Annotated in this window: 12 protein-coding genes; 9 read left to right on the plus strand and 3 right to left on the minus strand. The window is 41.8% G+C overall.

What is annotated here, in order from left to right; genetic code table 11:
• The first annotated feature begins 44 nt into the window (after positions 1-44).
• Positions 45-1,277 (plus strand): M20 family metallopeptidase, encoded by a 1,233-nt coding sequence (locus tag M2408_RS07800; protein WP_259180577.1) that lies wholly within the window; start codon positions 45-47, stop codon positions 1,275-1,277.
• Complete coding sequence (locus M2408_RS07805; protein ID WP_259180578.1) at positions 1,270-2,262, plus strand: Gfo/Idh/MocA family protein; 993 nt, start codon at positions 1,270-1,272, stop codon at positions 2,260-2,262. The genes M2408_RS07800 and M2408_RS07805 overlap by 8 nt, the downstream gene beginning before the upstream one ends.
• A 28-nt stretch (positions 2,263-2,290) precedes the next feature.
• Here the strand turns inward: M2408_RS07805 and M2408_RS07810 are convergent, their stop codons facing one another.
• From M2408_RS07810 to M2408_RS07820, 3 genes are all read right to left on the minus strand, one after another.
• Positions 2,291-2,968, minus strand: a complete 678-nt coding sequence (locus M2408_RS07810) for a YiiX family permuted papain-like enzyme (protein WP_259180580.1) — start codon at positions 2,966-2,968, stop codon at positions 2,291-2,293.
• Positions 2,969-3,284: 316 nt separating this feature from the next.
• A complete protein-coding gene (locus tag M2408_RS07815) occupies positions 3,285-4,241 on the minus strand; it encodes a hypothetical protein (RefSeq protein ID WP_259180581.1) in 957 nt (318 codons plus the stop codon).
• On the minus strand, positions 4,234-4,728 hold the full coding sequence (locus M2408_RS07820) for a hypothetical protein (RefSeq protein WP_259180583.1): 495 nt from the start codon (positions 4,726-4,728) through the stop codon (positions 4,234-4,236). Before M2408_RS07820 ends, M2408_RS07815 begins: the two co-directional genes overlap by 8 nt.
• Positions 4,729-5,128: 400 nt before the next feature.
• On the opposite strand from M2408_RS07820, the gene M2408_RS07825 reads away from it, so the two are divergent.
• The 7 genes from M2408_RS07825 to M2408_RS07855 all read left to right on the plus strand — a co-directional run bounded on the left by M2408_RS07825 (position 5,129) and on the right by M2408_RS07855 (position 13,575).
• Positions 5,129-5,938, plus strand: coding sequence for a phosphoribosyltransferase family protein (locus M2408_RS07825; RefSeq protein ID WP_259180587.1), 810 nt, complete (start codon positions 5,129-5,131; stop codon positions 5,936-5,938).
• Positions 5,931-7,439, plus strand: a complete 1,509-nt coding sequence (locus M2408_RS07830) for a nicotinate phosphoribosyltransferase (RefSeq protein ID WP_259180589.1) — start codon at positions 5,931-5,933, stop codon at positions 7,437-7,439. Before M2408_RS07825 ends, M2408_RS07830 begins: the two co-directional genes overlap by 8 nt.
• The gene (gene nadE / locus M2408_RS07835) at positions 7,429-8,211 is read left to right on the plus strand and encodes an NAD(+) synthase (protein ID WP_259180590.1); all 783 of its coding nucleotides are present in this window, start codon (positions 7,429-7,431) and stop codon (positions 8,209-8,211) included. Before M2408_RS07830 ends, nadE begins: the two co-directional genes overlap by 11 nt.
• 63 nt (positions 8,212-8,274) lie before the next feature.
• Complete coding sequence (locus M2408_RS07840) at positions 8,275-9,189, plus strand: hypothetical protein (RefSeq protein WP_259180591.1); 915 nt, start codon at positions 8,275-8,277, stop codon at positions 9,187-9,189.
• 4 nt (positions 9,190-9,193) lie between these two features.
• On the plus strand, positions 9,194-9,898 hold the full coding sequence (locus M2408_RS07845; RefSeq protein WP_259180593.1) for an NUDIX hydrolase: 705 nt from the start codon (positions 9,194-9,196) through the stop codon (positions 9,896-9,898).
• 176 nt (positions 9,899-10,074) lie between these two features.
• Entirely contained in the window at positions 10,075-10,887 is an 813-nt protein-coding gene (locus M2408_RS07850; protein WP_259180594.1) for a hypothetical protein, read from the plus strand.
• A gap of 210 nt (positions 10,888-11,097) precedes the next feature.
• Complete coding sequence (locus tag M2408_RS07855) at positions 11,098-13,575, plus strand: tetratricopeptide repeat protein (RefSeq protein ID WP_259180595.1); 2,478 nt, start codon at positions 11,098-11,100, stop codon at positions 13,573-13,575.
• Positions 13,576-13,580: the final 5 nt, after the last annotated feature.

Consider the following 13,580-nt stretch of genomic DNA (forward strand, 5'->3'; position numbering starts at 1 on the left):
CTAACTTGTTGGACGATTCCTTATGAAAGTATCGTAACTGAAATATGTTTTTTATCAATACATCGACGATGAATGCTATGTTGAAAGAACTAGACACCGAAATTGAAGCTATTTTCCCGGAGATTGTTGCGATCCGCCGGCATATTCATCAGCACCCTGAGCTGTCTTTTCAGGAATATAAGACGAGTGCCTATATCCAGGAGCGGTTAACCTTGCTCGATATTCCATTTAAAGTTGTCGCCAATACAGGCGTAGTTGCAGTGCTTGAGGGCGAAAAGTCCTCAAGTGACGATATCGTGGTTTTGCGTGCCGACATTGATGCGTTACCTATTCACGAGCAGAATGATGTGTTGTATAAGTCCACAAATGAGGGTGTTATGCATGCTTGTGGTCACGATTTTCATACAGCAAATCTATTGGGGGTTGCTACAGTCTTAAAGGGATATAAAGCCGAGTTTTCAGGGAAAATTGTGCTCTTGTTCCAGCCTGCGGAAGAAAAGATTCCCGGTGGTGCGATCCAGATCTTGGAGTCCGGTATCCTGGAGTCTTTCGGTGGAAAGATTAAAGCGGTTTTGGGTTTGCACGTCAGTCCGCGTGTACCTTTAGGGAAAATAGGTTTACGTCCGGGGCGGTTTATGGCCTCAAGCGATGAGTTTTATTTTACCATTAAAGGACGTGGCGGTCATGCGGCGGAGCCGCATCGTGGCGTTGATCCAATTATGATTGCCGCTCAGTTGCTGACCACTTTACAGCAGCTGGTCAGTCGTAAGGCAAACCCAGACATCCCTTCTGTATTGACTTTTGGTCGTTTTATCGGCGACGGTGCCGCGAATGTCATTCCCGAGGAGGTGAAGTTGGCTGGTACCTTTCGTACCATGGATGAAACCTGGCGCAAGGAGGCCTTGGCGACAGTAGCAACAATTTCACGGACGTTGCCCGAGGCCTTGGGTGCGACAGTAGATGTGGAAGTGCGCCATGGGTATCCTGCATTGAATAATGATCCCAAATTGACCCAGCAAGTAAAAAATATCCTACAAAGGAGCATGGGAAATGAAGTCGTGCAAGATCTGGAAATCTGGATGGCAGCAGAAGATTTTGCTTATTACTCCTATCGGTACCCAGCTTTATTTATGTTGGTGGGCACGAATAATGACCAGATCAATACCCAATATGGGCTTCATAATCCGCAGTTCAATCTTGATGAAAAAGCATTTAAGACGGCGATTTCGGCTTTGGTGAATAGTGCTGTTTCTTTGTTGAATGAGTCCAATGGATAGAAAGCATTTCTTACTTTCATTATTGCCGTTGGGGCTTTCTTTTCACACAAGAGCCGATTTTTCGGAGGAAGGACTCAATCTGATATTAACACAGCCGAAGAAGAAAAAAATCGGTATTATCGGTTTGGACAGTACACACGCCATTGCTTTTACAAAAGCGATCAATACGGCCAGTGCAGATAGTTTATATGGGCAATTCTCCGTTGTTGCGGCCTATCCTTACGGCAGTAAAACAATCGCGCTTAGCGCGGAGCGTATTCCCAAGATCACGGCCGAAATTCAGCAATATGGCGTCTCGGTCGTTTCCAGTATTGCTCAGCTGCTCAAACAAGTGGATTATGTGTTTTTGGAGACGAATGATGGCAACCTGCATTTACAACAGGCTCTTGAAGTCCTCAGGGCGCGAAAACCATTGTTTATCGACAAGCCTATAGCTAATTCGTATACCGATGCGCTAAAAATATTTGAAGCAGCCCGGAAGTACGGGTGTCCTGTATTTTCCTCCAGTTCATTACGTTACATTGTCGGCCTACAGGAACTTGATAAGAGTAAAGTTGTTGGAGCCGATGTCTATAGTCCCGCTGTCACGGATCCGTCGCACAAGGATCTGTATTGGTATGGAATTCATGCGGTGGAAATGTTGTTTGCCTTAATGGGGCCGGGCTGTATAACGGTGCGAACGGTACAGGAAAGGGGGACTTCCATGTACATTGGTCAATGGGATGATGGAAGAATTGCCTCGGTTCGCGGTATCCGGGAAGGGAAGGATGATTTTGGTGGCACAGTCTTTCTGAAAGATCAGATTGTTCATCTGGGGCAATTTATGGGTTATGGCCCCTTGCTGGATCTTATACTTCCTTTTTTTCAAACTGGGCAAAGTCCGGTGGATGAGCGGGAAACCTTAGCAATTTGTGCTTTTATTGACGCTGCGGAACAGAGTAAATTGAAGGGGGGTACACCCGTTAAATTGCAGAAGCTAGACTAGTTTGGGGGCTGATGTCGTGTAAGACTGTTTAGTTGCTCGCTACCGTTGTCAAAAGCTCACTATTGAAAATAGATGCCGGTGAAATTACTGTTTCCTCCAAAGGGATCTGATTGCCGTAACGTTCTTTGAGTTTGCTTTTGACCTCGGCGCTACTGAGGTCAAAATTTTTGAGTTTTTCCAGTTTGCCTACTTCGATTCCGGCACCGCGCTGATAGATTTTCCAGATCAGTTCCGAACAATAAATTCTGTTGTCCGACCATTCGAATGTGGCATCGTAGTTTTTACCCAAAAATCCCTCACCGATTCCCTTCATTTTAGCTAAAACTTCTTCCGATAGTACTTTGTCTGCTTCTTTAAGCCGTTTGATGACATAATGTTTGTTTTTTCCTCGAGCGATCCAGTCTGTCAAGCTGGTAACTGTGACGGGTTGAACAGCCTCCAGCACGTAAGGTTTTCCATCCTCATGAAAAATAAGACCACAGTGAGAGTAAGGAGAACCTGTCGCTAGTTGTACAGCTTTACATTGAGGCGAGACGGATGACTGAAAGATCATATCGCCATCTTTTAACTGAGGTAGCATCGCGCTACTTTTAACTTTTTTATCTAAAGATCCGTTTTGAGCTTTCGTTGCATTAATATGGAAATAAGATCGCCCGATCAATAGCGTGCAAATGAGCAACAGGGCAAATAAAGCTATTTTTTTCATCTGTGTAATTTTTTAAATAGGATCATATCATCTGCTATTATCGTTTATTCCAGTAAGATACGAAACGTACCGGCATAATTTATAGATTTATCTGTATGACCTTATTTTGGTAACGTTATTTTAGCTGCTGTTAGTATGCGCTGATTATGTATTGTTGTTTCAATCCTGTCATTCCCTTAAATAGCTATGCTGTTATTCAATCCCTATACTACCAGAAGTAGTGCATAGCATAAGTTGTTATCCTTATCTTATGGCTATGAATTATTTTTAAATATTATTAGTCTGATGAACAGGTAAATGTGTCATAAGTGTTGTTTTATTTAAAAAGATCAGATAGCTTTTTTGCTTTCATCTGCTCTGCGAATTGAATTGCATTAAGTACTTCTGTTTCACATTTGTATACCTTTTCTGTTGAAGCACCATGATCCAAAAGATAGCGTGCGATAACCTTGTTTTTTTGTTGTATTGCTTTACCAAGCAAGGTGCATTGTGTAAAACTGTAGTCGAATTTGACCTCATCTATACCCCAGATGTTTAAACTGTTTAAGGATGTTTTTTTGATAAAATCCAAGTCGTCCTGTTCAATCGCCATTTTAAGTAATTCAAAGTCATTGAAATTCTTATTCTTTGTCAGAAATGAGTTGTAAAAAAACTTTGCCACAGCGTAGTTTTTATTGGCTAACATATTGTGAATTGCATTGTAACCAAATTCTGCTGTGTTGGAGAAATCGTTCAATTGGCTTAAAAACAAGAGTATATTTTCTTTGGGTATGGTCCCCCAGTTGAGTAGCTTTAATTGCTCTAAATCGTTTGCCGCAAACAGTGCTGTCAGCTCTTCAATGAAGCTCAAGGAAAACAAATGGTTGTTTAATGTAAGTTTTGAGGGCCAGTTTTTGGTCGTCAATAACTTGATTTTGTTATCGATAATCTGATAGCTGGCCGAAACAGGAACTCCTTGATAACTACTGATTTTAAGTTCTGAGTCAGTTAATTCATACTGTTTCAGCCTAAGATTCTCGACGTTTGTACCAGGGAATAGGGTATGCAGATTCAGTGCTATAGCAAGATAGCTGCTATCATTTACCTGTAGATTATAGTGTAAATAGCCATCATCACTGATCGAATAGGGACTGAACGGTTGCTGTTGGAGTTGATCAGGAGAAGCCGCCCAAGTCTCCTGCGGCAATAGGAGTGTGCTTAGACTAACGAATAAACAGCATATATACGTTGATGTTCGCAAGAGCAATGCTCGAATGAAAAACAGCTTATTCATCAACATATTGTGTTAAAATAGCTTCGATCTCATCTATAAGTTTGTAAGAGTCTGATTCCAGTAGATCTATTTCTGTTTGAATGGCAGGAGTAATCGGCAACTGCATCAGTTTTCGATATACTTGAATGTCCAGATCAATACTCCTGAGTTTGAGTTGAAGTAAATACTGCCCTTGCTCGGTTTGTAAGCATAGTTGGTTGAATGCCTGTTTCACCCTCTCCAGTTCGGCAATTGTTCTGTTATGGTCATTTTCTGTCGCTAGACCGTAATTGGGGTATTTTTCACCCAATTGATTGAACGCATCAAGATATTCCTGTTCCGATAAGGAATGTATATTCATGTAAAGCAGGTTATAGGCGTATAATGCTTCCTGATTTTCCTCACTGACCGGAACGTCCTGATAATCTTCGACCAACTGCGAGATGTCTTGATATTCTGTTTGTAAAATAGCTTCAATATCCTTATTGATTAAATTTGCTTTGTTCATGCGAATATTTTGTTCTTTTTGCAGTCAACGATCGTGATCAGTTCGTTTGACTGTTTGTCTTAAAGACAAAGATCCGGTTTTCTGCGAAAGATACTATCCCTGTATTCCGCTAATTTTATACGGCCTCCTGGTCGTTTTGTGTTTCTCATTTTCAAGCGAATTTTAGCGTTTGTTTGCGTATGTTTAGGTGCCACTGAAGGTAAAACTGTGATTTTTTATTGTGCGTTATTAATAAATAAGGTGTTTTTAGTTAAAGTTATTGTGTTGATATTTAGTTGTTTGTGTCTTTATTCTGATTTATTGAGTAAAAAGTACTCAATAAATTTTGTCAAAGTGAAAATAATACGCATATTTGTTGAGTAAAAAGTACTCAACTAGAGTGGTTGTAAAAAATGAAACTATGATTATATTAAATAAACATCAGCTCATCACCGAACAGTTTCCAAATGGAGAAACGAAAGTGAAGGATTTCGATCAGTGGATCAAAGCGGATAATCTGCTAGAATTTACCTATCAGGAAGATGGCGATTTGATCCGTTTGTTTTTTGTCAAGAAGCGACTTGAGGAAGAAGGGGCGAGCTGTAAATTATGGATTCGTTATATGCCCTATAGTCGTATGGACCGCAAAATTGAGGGCGACCTGTTTACCCTAAAATATGTCGCTGCATTTATCAATAGTTTGCAGTTTGATAAAGTTTATGTTATTGAGCCACATTCCGAAACAACCCTCACATTACTGGAAAATAGTGTAGCGATCTATCCAGCGCTAGATTGGTTGCCGAAACTAATGGAAAAACTCGAATTTTCAGATAATGACCGAATTGTATTTCCGGATAAAGGGGCAGCAGCGCGCTATTTAAATAGTGGCTACGAAGATGCCTGTGTCTTTGAAAAGCAACGCAACCCACAAACGGGACGTATTGAAGCGATGAAATTAAAAACAGGTAACATTGTAAAAGGTGCCAAATGCATAATTGTCGATGATTTATGTTCTGCAGGTGGAACATTTCTCTGGGCAGGAAAAATTCTAAAGGAGATGGGGGCAAGTGAAATCTACCTGTTGGTGACACATTGTGAGCCAAGGATTTTCAAAGGTACTTTGTTGGAGGAAGATTCACCGATCGACCTTGTTTTCACCACAGATTCTATGATGAACACTACGCATCCGAAATTAAATTATATCAACTTAACAACTGAAAGCTATGTTTAGAGCAATGAGCAAAAATCCGATTCTCTGGACGGACGGTTACAAATTGTGTCACAAGGATCAATATCCAGCACATACAGAATGGGTATACGAAACCTGGACTCCCCGGATGTCACGGATCGCAGGAATAGGCCATGTTGCCTTCTTTGGATTGCAGGGGGCTCTGGCGGAGATCAGTAATTCTTTCGATGAATATTTTTTCGCCCAACCTGAGGATGCAGTTGTCGCGCAGTATGAAAAAGCCATTCGTGAAGTGTTCGCGATGACCAATAGCAATTTTGCGAGCACACATCAGTCACAACATATACGCGATTTACATCGCTTGGGTTATCTTCCGATTAAGGTGAAAGCCTTGAAAGAGGGGAGTCTCGTACCGATAGGCGTGCCGATGTTTACGATCGAGAATACCCATCCAGATTTCTTCTGGTTGCCAGGTTATCTTGAAACGCAACTCTCCGCTTATATCTGGTCACCAATGACCGCTGCGACTATCGCCGATCAATACAAGCGATTGTTGACAGGTTTTGCTGAAAAAACAAGTGATGTCAATAAAGTATTCACCCAAGCTGGAGACTTCTCCATGCGCGGTATGGGATCGCCTGAAACGGCTTATCGCACTGCCGGCGGACATTTACTAAGCTTCGGCGTTTCCGCAACACTTTCCGTTCGGGAATACCTCAAAACCTATTACGGAGCCACAAGTGATGTCATGATGTACACGCCTTCAACAGAGCATAGTGTGATGTGTTCTTACGGTGAACAGGAGGTTGAAGCCTTCCGACATTTGATTACGGAGGTTTACCCCAGCGGAAACATTTCTATTGTGTCCGATACCTATGACCTATGGCATGTTGTGGATCATGTATTGCCACAATTGAAAGATCTGATCATGGGGCGGGAAGGCAAGGTTGTCATTCGGCCAGACAGTGGCGATCCTGTTAAGATTATTTGTGGTGATCCGGAAGCTGACCACGAAACAGTTCAAAAAGGGATTGTCGAACGTTTATTTGAACTCTTTGGCGGGACGGTCAATGCGAAAGGCTTCAAGGAACTTGATCCACATATCGGTGTTGTATATGGCGACTCCATCACCGTGGAACGGGCAACTAAGATCTGTGAAGGTTTGATGGCGAAAGGTTTTGCCTCGACCAATACAATACTTGGAATAGGATCCTATACCTATCAGTATGTCACAAGAGATACCTTTGGCTTCGCTTTAAAGGGAACGGCCGAAATTGTGGCCGGTCAGTTTAAAGCTATTCAAAAAAGACCGGCCACAGACACCGGTAATTTTAAGAAATCCCAAAAAGGTATGGTTGCCGTTGTATTTGAAAACAATGATTTTCGCTTGATAGACGATCTCAATCCAACGACCATCGAACAATTGAATGATAGCAACCTGCTCAAAGAATGTTTTGTGGATGGGGCCTTTGTCTGCACAGCTAGTTTTAAGGAAATAAGAAATAGATTACAAACAGAATCAATAAGAGTATATGGAAAATAACCTAAGAAAACTGTTTTTCATCAATGATGAAAACGTTGAACAGTATGCCCAACAAATGGCATCATGGATTGCGGGACAAGTGAATGCGGCAAACCGTCAAGGTTTGGTACTGGGTATGAGCGGCGGGATTGACTGTAGTGTGGTTGCTTGCCTATGCCACTTGGCGAAGGTGGATGTCCATTTGGTCATGATGCCTTATGGTAGTGACATGAACAATAGCAAGAGTCATGCACATGGGATGGAGCTTATTGAAAAATTTGATTTTCCCTACCATATCTTTGATATCAAGCCAGCGGTCGATGCGCTGACCATCAATAACGAAGCCTATATTGCAGCTTCAAGCGAATCCAACCGTGTCTTGAGCTTAGCCAATATCCGGCCACGGGTTCGCATGACTTACCTCTATCAATTTGCTCAATTGGGAAGCCGTTTTGTGATCGGTACCGGCAATATGGCCGAAGCGACCGTAGGTTACTTTACCAAATGGGGAGATGGCGCTTATGATCTTAATCCCTTGGCCATGGTGACCAAGCAAGAAGTATATACACTGGCAAAATACCTAGGTGTCCCCGAATCCATTCAATATAAGAGTCCTTCGGCAGGTCTATGGGAAGGACAGACAGATGAAGAAGAATTGGGCATGAGCTATGCACAGATTGATGCATTTATTCTGACCGGAACATCCGGTGATCCGACGATAGATGAACTGATCCGTAGACGTCAACAACAATCTGCTCATAAGTTTGCTGCGATTCCAACTTTCAAAGGCTAGTAAAAAGTAGAGCTGATAGGAAAAGGTTAGGTTTAGGACACATACAATACATAATTATTGAAGATGAAAACAAGATATGAACAGATTGTTGATGTAAGAGAGATCGCATCCGAAAAAAGGGATCATGTTCCGTCCATATTGTCATTGGCTGGGCAGGAGCAAATCCTGCCTGCTGCATCGGATAAAAAGCGTACACTGCTTTTGGCGATTGATGTACAGAACGATTTTATGGAATCCATTGGCAGTCTACCGGTAGTTGGTTCGCGTGCTGATGTGCAACGGCTGACCCAATGGATGTACAACAATATGGCTTCTCTGACACAGGTCATGTGCAGCCTTGACTGTCATTCACTGCTGCAGATTTTCCATGCAGATTGGTGGGTGGATAAGCAAGGAAATCAGCCCAAACCTTTTACGGTCATCCGTCGCAAGGATCTTATCGATGGAACATGGACTGTCGCCAATGCGGACACAGCTGAACTATCTCTAGCGTATCTTAAAAATTTAGAAACCGAAGGGAAAAAGGAGCTTTGCATCTGGCCCTATCATTGTTTAGAGGGCAGCTCGGGGGCGCAATTGGAAAGTCAATTTACCAATATGCTCTATTTTCACAGCGCTGTACGACAGGTCAAACCCATATTGGTCTATAAAGGACAGGATCCCTACACTGAAATGTATGGTATCATCAAAGCTGAATACGATGACAATAAATTTGTCAATCGTGCCGTGCTCGAGGCTATCCAGGCCTACGATGCCATTTATATTGCCGGGCAGGCATCAAGTCACTGTGTATTGGCATCTGCAATGCAGATATTGGAATATTTTGCGGAGGATAAAGCGATTACGTCCCGCATTACCCTACTGATAGACTGTATGTCACCCATTGCTGGTTTCGAAGAGGCTACACTGCAGGCTTTTGACTCACTGCGTGAAAAATACGGCATACAGATCAAAAAGTCCACAGACGTAATTTTATAACAAGATGGTCAGTACCCCAAAAACATATAACTACGAATACCCCAGACCTGCAGTTACAGTCGATTGTGTGATCTTTGGTTTTGAAAAAAATCAACTTAAACTGTTATTAACCAAACGGGCGATAGAACCTTACTTAGGGAAATGGGCATTTCCCGGTGGCTTTATTCAGGAGGATGAAACTGCGGATGAATGTGCGCTACGTAAATTGTCCGAAGAAGCTGGGCTCAGCAATATCTTTCTTGAGCAGCTCTATACTTTTTCGGATTTAAACCGTGATCCCCGGGGGCGGGTCATCAGTATTGCCTATTATGCTTTAGTTAAACCTAACGAATATATCTTGGTGGCTGGACTTGACATCGATGCGGTGCAATGGTTTAGTTTGGAGGAGGTAGCTGATTTGGCTTTCGATCACCAACAGATCCTGTCTGTTGCGGTCGAACGCCTCAGAGGTAAAATCCGTTACCAGCCCATCGGATTTGAACTGCTGCCGGCACAGTTTACCTTACCTGACCTGCACAAATTGTATGAAACAATTCTGCAGCGTTCGATAGATCGCGGTAATTTTCGCAAAAAGATACTGAGCATGGATCTGTTGATCGACTATAGCGACATGCAAAAGGATAGACATGCCAGAGCAGCAAAAATCTATAGTTTTGATAAAGAAAAATACGAAGAACTCAAAGAAACAGGATTTTACTTCGAAATCTAACAATTTACCTTATCCATCGGGCTCATGAAACAACATGGGCCTTTATCCATTTCAATATTTAGCGTTTACAAGTCGAATATCGATTGTCACAGCGCTTAAATTGACTTACCTTTCCTATTATGTGATTGAAATACGATATTAGATTGAAATATCTTAATGGTGAATTATCTGTTAATATGAAAAAAGTACTTTATTGCGCTGGTATTGTTTTGTCGCTATGTATGGCATGTCAACAAAACAAGGTAAAAAATCCTGTTTCTCCTCCAATAAAGGAGGCTATTGTAAGCGAAAAGCCAGCGGTCGATTCGCTTGTCTTTCAGGATAAAATGATCAGAATTTATAAGATAGATTCGGTCAGCTTTTTTAAGGAACAGCAAAAGGCCGATTATAGGAGAGATACCATCGCTTCGATCAGCGATGTAAAAGTCGCGAAAAAGCTATTGCAGGGCCGTGTCGTATTTGGAGACTATATTCCAGGTAAGACCATGGAAATTGATACATTGGTGGAGGGGGATGTAATTGCTCAGGTACGACTTAATGATGGTCGCTTACTAACGGCGGGAAAAACAGAAGGTGCCATTGACCTGTTGGAGAATATGTTTGTGAAATATTTTCCATCTGAAGAGGTTTTGTTGTTGGAAGGAGGACATACAACAGATCAGGCACTTGATTTGCGTCAGGGGAAATGGGATATTGAAGAAATCGGTAATTTAGACTATGTTTATTTCTCTAAGCATAAGAAATATAGATTGAATGGCATGTTTAACGGACAGGAATGTTCCAGTTACTTTTTGCAAAAAAAGGAAAATGAGGTCTATCTGACCTATGCGCAGATTCCCCTGGACTGGAATGATAACTTTGAGTTTTGCACTTTAAAAGATATTTTTTGGAATGGAGATCAGCAGCTATACTTTCGGAATTTTTTCTATGGAGCACCGCATGATAAGCGAGCGGGTTTCTATAGACTGGATATTATTTCCGAAAATTGATGTCATCAATAGGAATGCATCGAATCTCAAATTACTTTTCCTAGCAAACTGCCCCTGCAAGTAAGAATTAGCAAAAGGAAAAATCCCTGTTTTCCGCTAAACAGAATATTTAATAATAGCTGTATTTTTACTGCATCAGGTACAGTGCTTGCCGTTTTCATCGTATTGAGGTAAGCACGATCTATTTTAAGACTATCGAGCAATAAGGTTATGGCGCATCGCATTTATATATATAACGTAAATCCTAAAACAAAAGAAACATTTGAAGCACATCTGGCCGAATGGAATTATGAAATTCCAGCTCTGATGTTCCCGCTATTTTCTTCGGGTATCCGTTCCCAAGGAACACAGCTCTATGCCAATAAGGAAGACGGTATTGCAAGGTTGCGCTATTTTTATGCGCTGCTTGCTGATGTTTATCAATTGCATTACAAAAAGAAGTATGCTGAACCGGTCAACAAGATGTTTGAATTTTTGGAAAGTTTGCCATTCGATACCTTTCAAATCGATGGACGGGATGTTTTCCATATGAACGTAGAAAAACATACAGAACAGGCAAGCGACTGGGTTGATGAGATCAGGACGACGGGAGCTTTATACACACAGGCCTTTGAGCAGCAGCGTTTGGATCCTCTTCAGAAGATCTTGCAATTATCAGGCTATGATACTTTTCTGGAAATGCTCGAGACAGACTGGATTAACTATGGTTTGGGCTTGTGGGAAGAACATGCTTTTCAGCAGGAGGGAACCGAAGTCTTTGAAGAAAATGGAAAACAAGGATTAAAGGATGCTCTTGGAAATATTCTGGTCGCTGCGAAATATGATGAGCTATTTGAGTTCAATGAAGCAGGGATTGCTTTGGTTGAACTGGATCATCTATTTGGTTACATCAATGAGCGGGGAGAGGAGATCATATCCTGTCAGTACGTTGAAGCATTTGACGCGCATGTTATCGATGGGGTTAATTATGCTGAGGTTGAAATCGAAGGGAAACGTGGTATATTGAATATTGATAGCAAACAACTTTCATTACCTGCTGCCTATGATGATCTGGACTGGTTTGCCCGTGGTTTTTTGAATGCAAAGCAAGGTGATAACTACTTTCTTTTTGCTGCTGATGGAACACAGGTTATTACCGAATCGGCGGATGAACCTTTTGGATACGATTACAGTAAGCTTTTTTATAAGTGGCAAAAAGGGACCATGAAGCGGAAATACTTTCGCATGGATGGTCACTATTTGGGCAGTTTTCTGGAAGATAGCCTACAGGCTCTTCCCAATGCCTATTTCTGGATCAAACCCAATAAGTTGCAGCGCAAGATTTCAATCATCAAGCCTGATGGTACTGTGCTGGATGAAGAGATTGATCGTATCATCGTTCTGGATGATTATCGTAGCATCGCATACCTGAAAAATAAACAATGGCAGATTTACGCACTTGCGCATGATCTATTCCGCTTAGTCGATCGATCTATTGATAAAATCTTGGTCGATAGCATTAAAAACTTCCGAAAAGATGTCTTTGTTGTCGCCTGTGCTGAAGGGCAGGGGATATATGAAGCTTATCTTGATCAATGGCTACTCGAACCTGATCCGACTTATCTAAAAATCGAATATTGCTATATGGACTTTATGCGTATCCAGCAATCCGAAGGAATGCGCTATTTTGATACAAAAGTGAATTTCTGTAGCGAACTTTACGATTATGTCAGTGCGCCGATTCATGATCCACATCCGGAACGAAGCGAAGGTGAATTCTTACTTTTATTTAAAGGAGAAAGGCTGTTTTACGTAGATCTAAAGCGAAATGTCGCTGAATTTCCTGAAACAGCATTTGGCCGTTTGTATGCCGAAAAATATAATTTGCAGGGAGCAGACCAGAGCTACTTTGTACAATTTTATCAAGCATGGACAAAACGAAAGGGGACGGGGTACGAATCTTATCTTGATAACGAGACGTTATACGAAAAAGCGCGAAAACTAAATTGGGCCGGTAAGATAACCGAGGCTATACCTTTGTTGACTATCGGTGCCTCCCGAGGTAGCGCCGACTGCCAATACCTTCTTGGCAATATCTATTGCGATACAGATCATGAAGATTTTCTGGATATTCCTAAAGCGATCGGCTTCTACAAGCAGGCTATCGCACAGGATCATGCACAAGCTTGGACGAACTTAGGGTTCATCTATGCTACGGGCCTCGGCCTTCCGCTTGATATTCCCAAAGCCTTAGAGGCTTACCAAAAAGCTGCGGCACTTGGGGAAGCGCAAGCAATGAGCAATCTTGGCAATTGGTATTATGAAGGGGAACATCTGGAACAGGATTATGTGCAGGCCTTACACTACTTTAAGCAGGCTGAAAAAGACGGCATCAATAACGATGCGCAGGTAGCCGAAATTTATTACCAACAGAAAGATTATGCCAATTTATTACCTTATCTGAAAAAGGATAAAGACGGACAGTATGCTGCGATTTATTATGGTATTTTGTATGAAGAAGGTTGGGGCGTAAAACAGAGTATGGTGAAGGCACTGCGTTACTATGAACAGGCAAACGAAAACGCTGCCTATGCTTATGCCGTCAATCGTCTCTTGTATTACTATAAAAACGGAGCGTTTGCAGATGCAGCTAAATACAACTTTTGGTTGGATTTTGCCAAAAACAATGACGTTGATATTGAAGAATAAAAAAG

Source organism: Sphingobacterium sp. BIGb0165 (assembly GCF_024810095.1).
GTDB classification, from domain to species: domain Bacteria; phylum Bacteroidota; class Bacteroidia; order Sphingobacteriales; family Sphingobacteriaceae; genus Sphingobacterium; species Sphingobacterium detergens.

What these genes read in the sequence shown, in the direction of transcription:
- M2408_RS07810 (WP_259180580.1), bottom strand. Translation starts at nt 2,968, where the DNA reads ATGAAAAAAATAGCTTTATTTGCCCTGTTGCTCATTTGCACGCTATTG.
- M2408_RS07830 (WP_259180589.1), top strand. Translation starts at nt 5,931, where the DNA reads ATGTTTAGAGCAATGAGCAAAAATCCGATTCTCTGGACGGACGGTTAC.
- M2408_RS07855 (WP_259180595.1), top strand. Translation starts at nt 11,098, where the DNA reads ATGGCGCATCGCATTTATATATATAACGTAAATCCTAAAACAAAAGAA.
- M2408_RS07820 (WP_259180583.1), bottom strand. Translation starts at nt 4,728, where the DNA reads ATGAACAAAGCAAATTTAATCAATAAGGATATTGAAGCTATTTTACAA.
- nadE (WP_259180590.1), top strand. Translation starts at nt 7,429, where the DNA reads ATGGAAAATAACCTAAGAAAACTGTTTTTCATCAATGATGAAAACGTT.
- M2408_RS07800 (WP_259180577.1), top strand. Translation starts at nt 45, where the DNA reads ATGTTTTTTATCAATACATCGACGATGAATGCTATGTTGAAAGAACTA.
- M2408_RS07825 (WP_259180587.1), top strand. Translation starts at nt 5,129, where the DNA reads ATGATTATATTAAATAAACATCAGCTCATCACCGAACAGTTTCCAAAT.
- M2408_RS07840 (WP_259180591.1), top strand. Translation starts at nt 8,275, where the DNA reads ATGAAAACAAGATATGAACAGATTGTTGATGTAAGAGAGATCGCATCC.
- M2408_RS07845 (WP_259180593.1), top strand. Translation starts at nt 9,194, where the DNA reads ATGGTCAGTACCCCAAAAACATATAACTACGAATACCCCAGACCTGCA.
- M2408_RS07805 (WP_259180578.1), top strand. Translation starts at nt 1,270, where the DNA reads ATGGATAGAAAGCATTTCTTACTTTCATTATTGCCGTTGGGGCTTTCT.
- M2408_RS07815 (WP_259180581.1), bottom strand. Translation starts at nt 4,241, where the DNA reads ATGAATAAGCTGTTTTTCATTCGAGCATTGCTCTTGCGAACATCAACG.
- M2408_RS07850 (WP_259180594.1), top strand. Translation starts at nt 10,075, where the DNA reads ATGAAAAAAGTACTTTATTGCGCTGGTATTGTTTTGTCGCTATGTATG.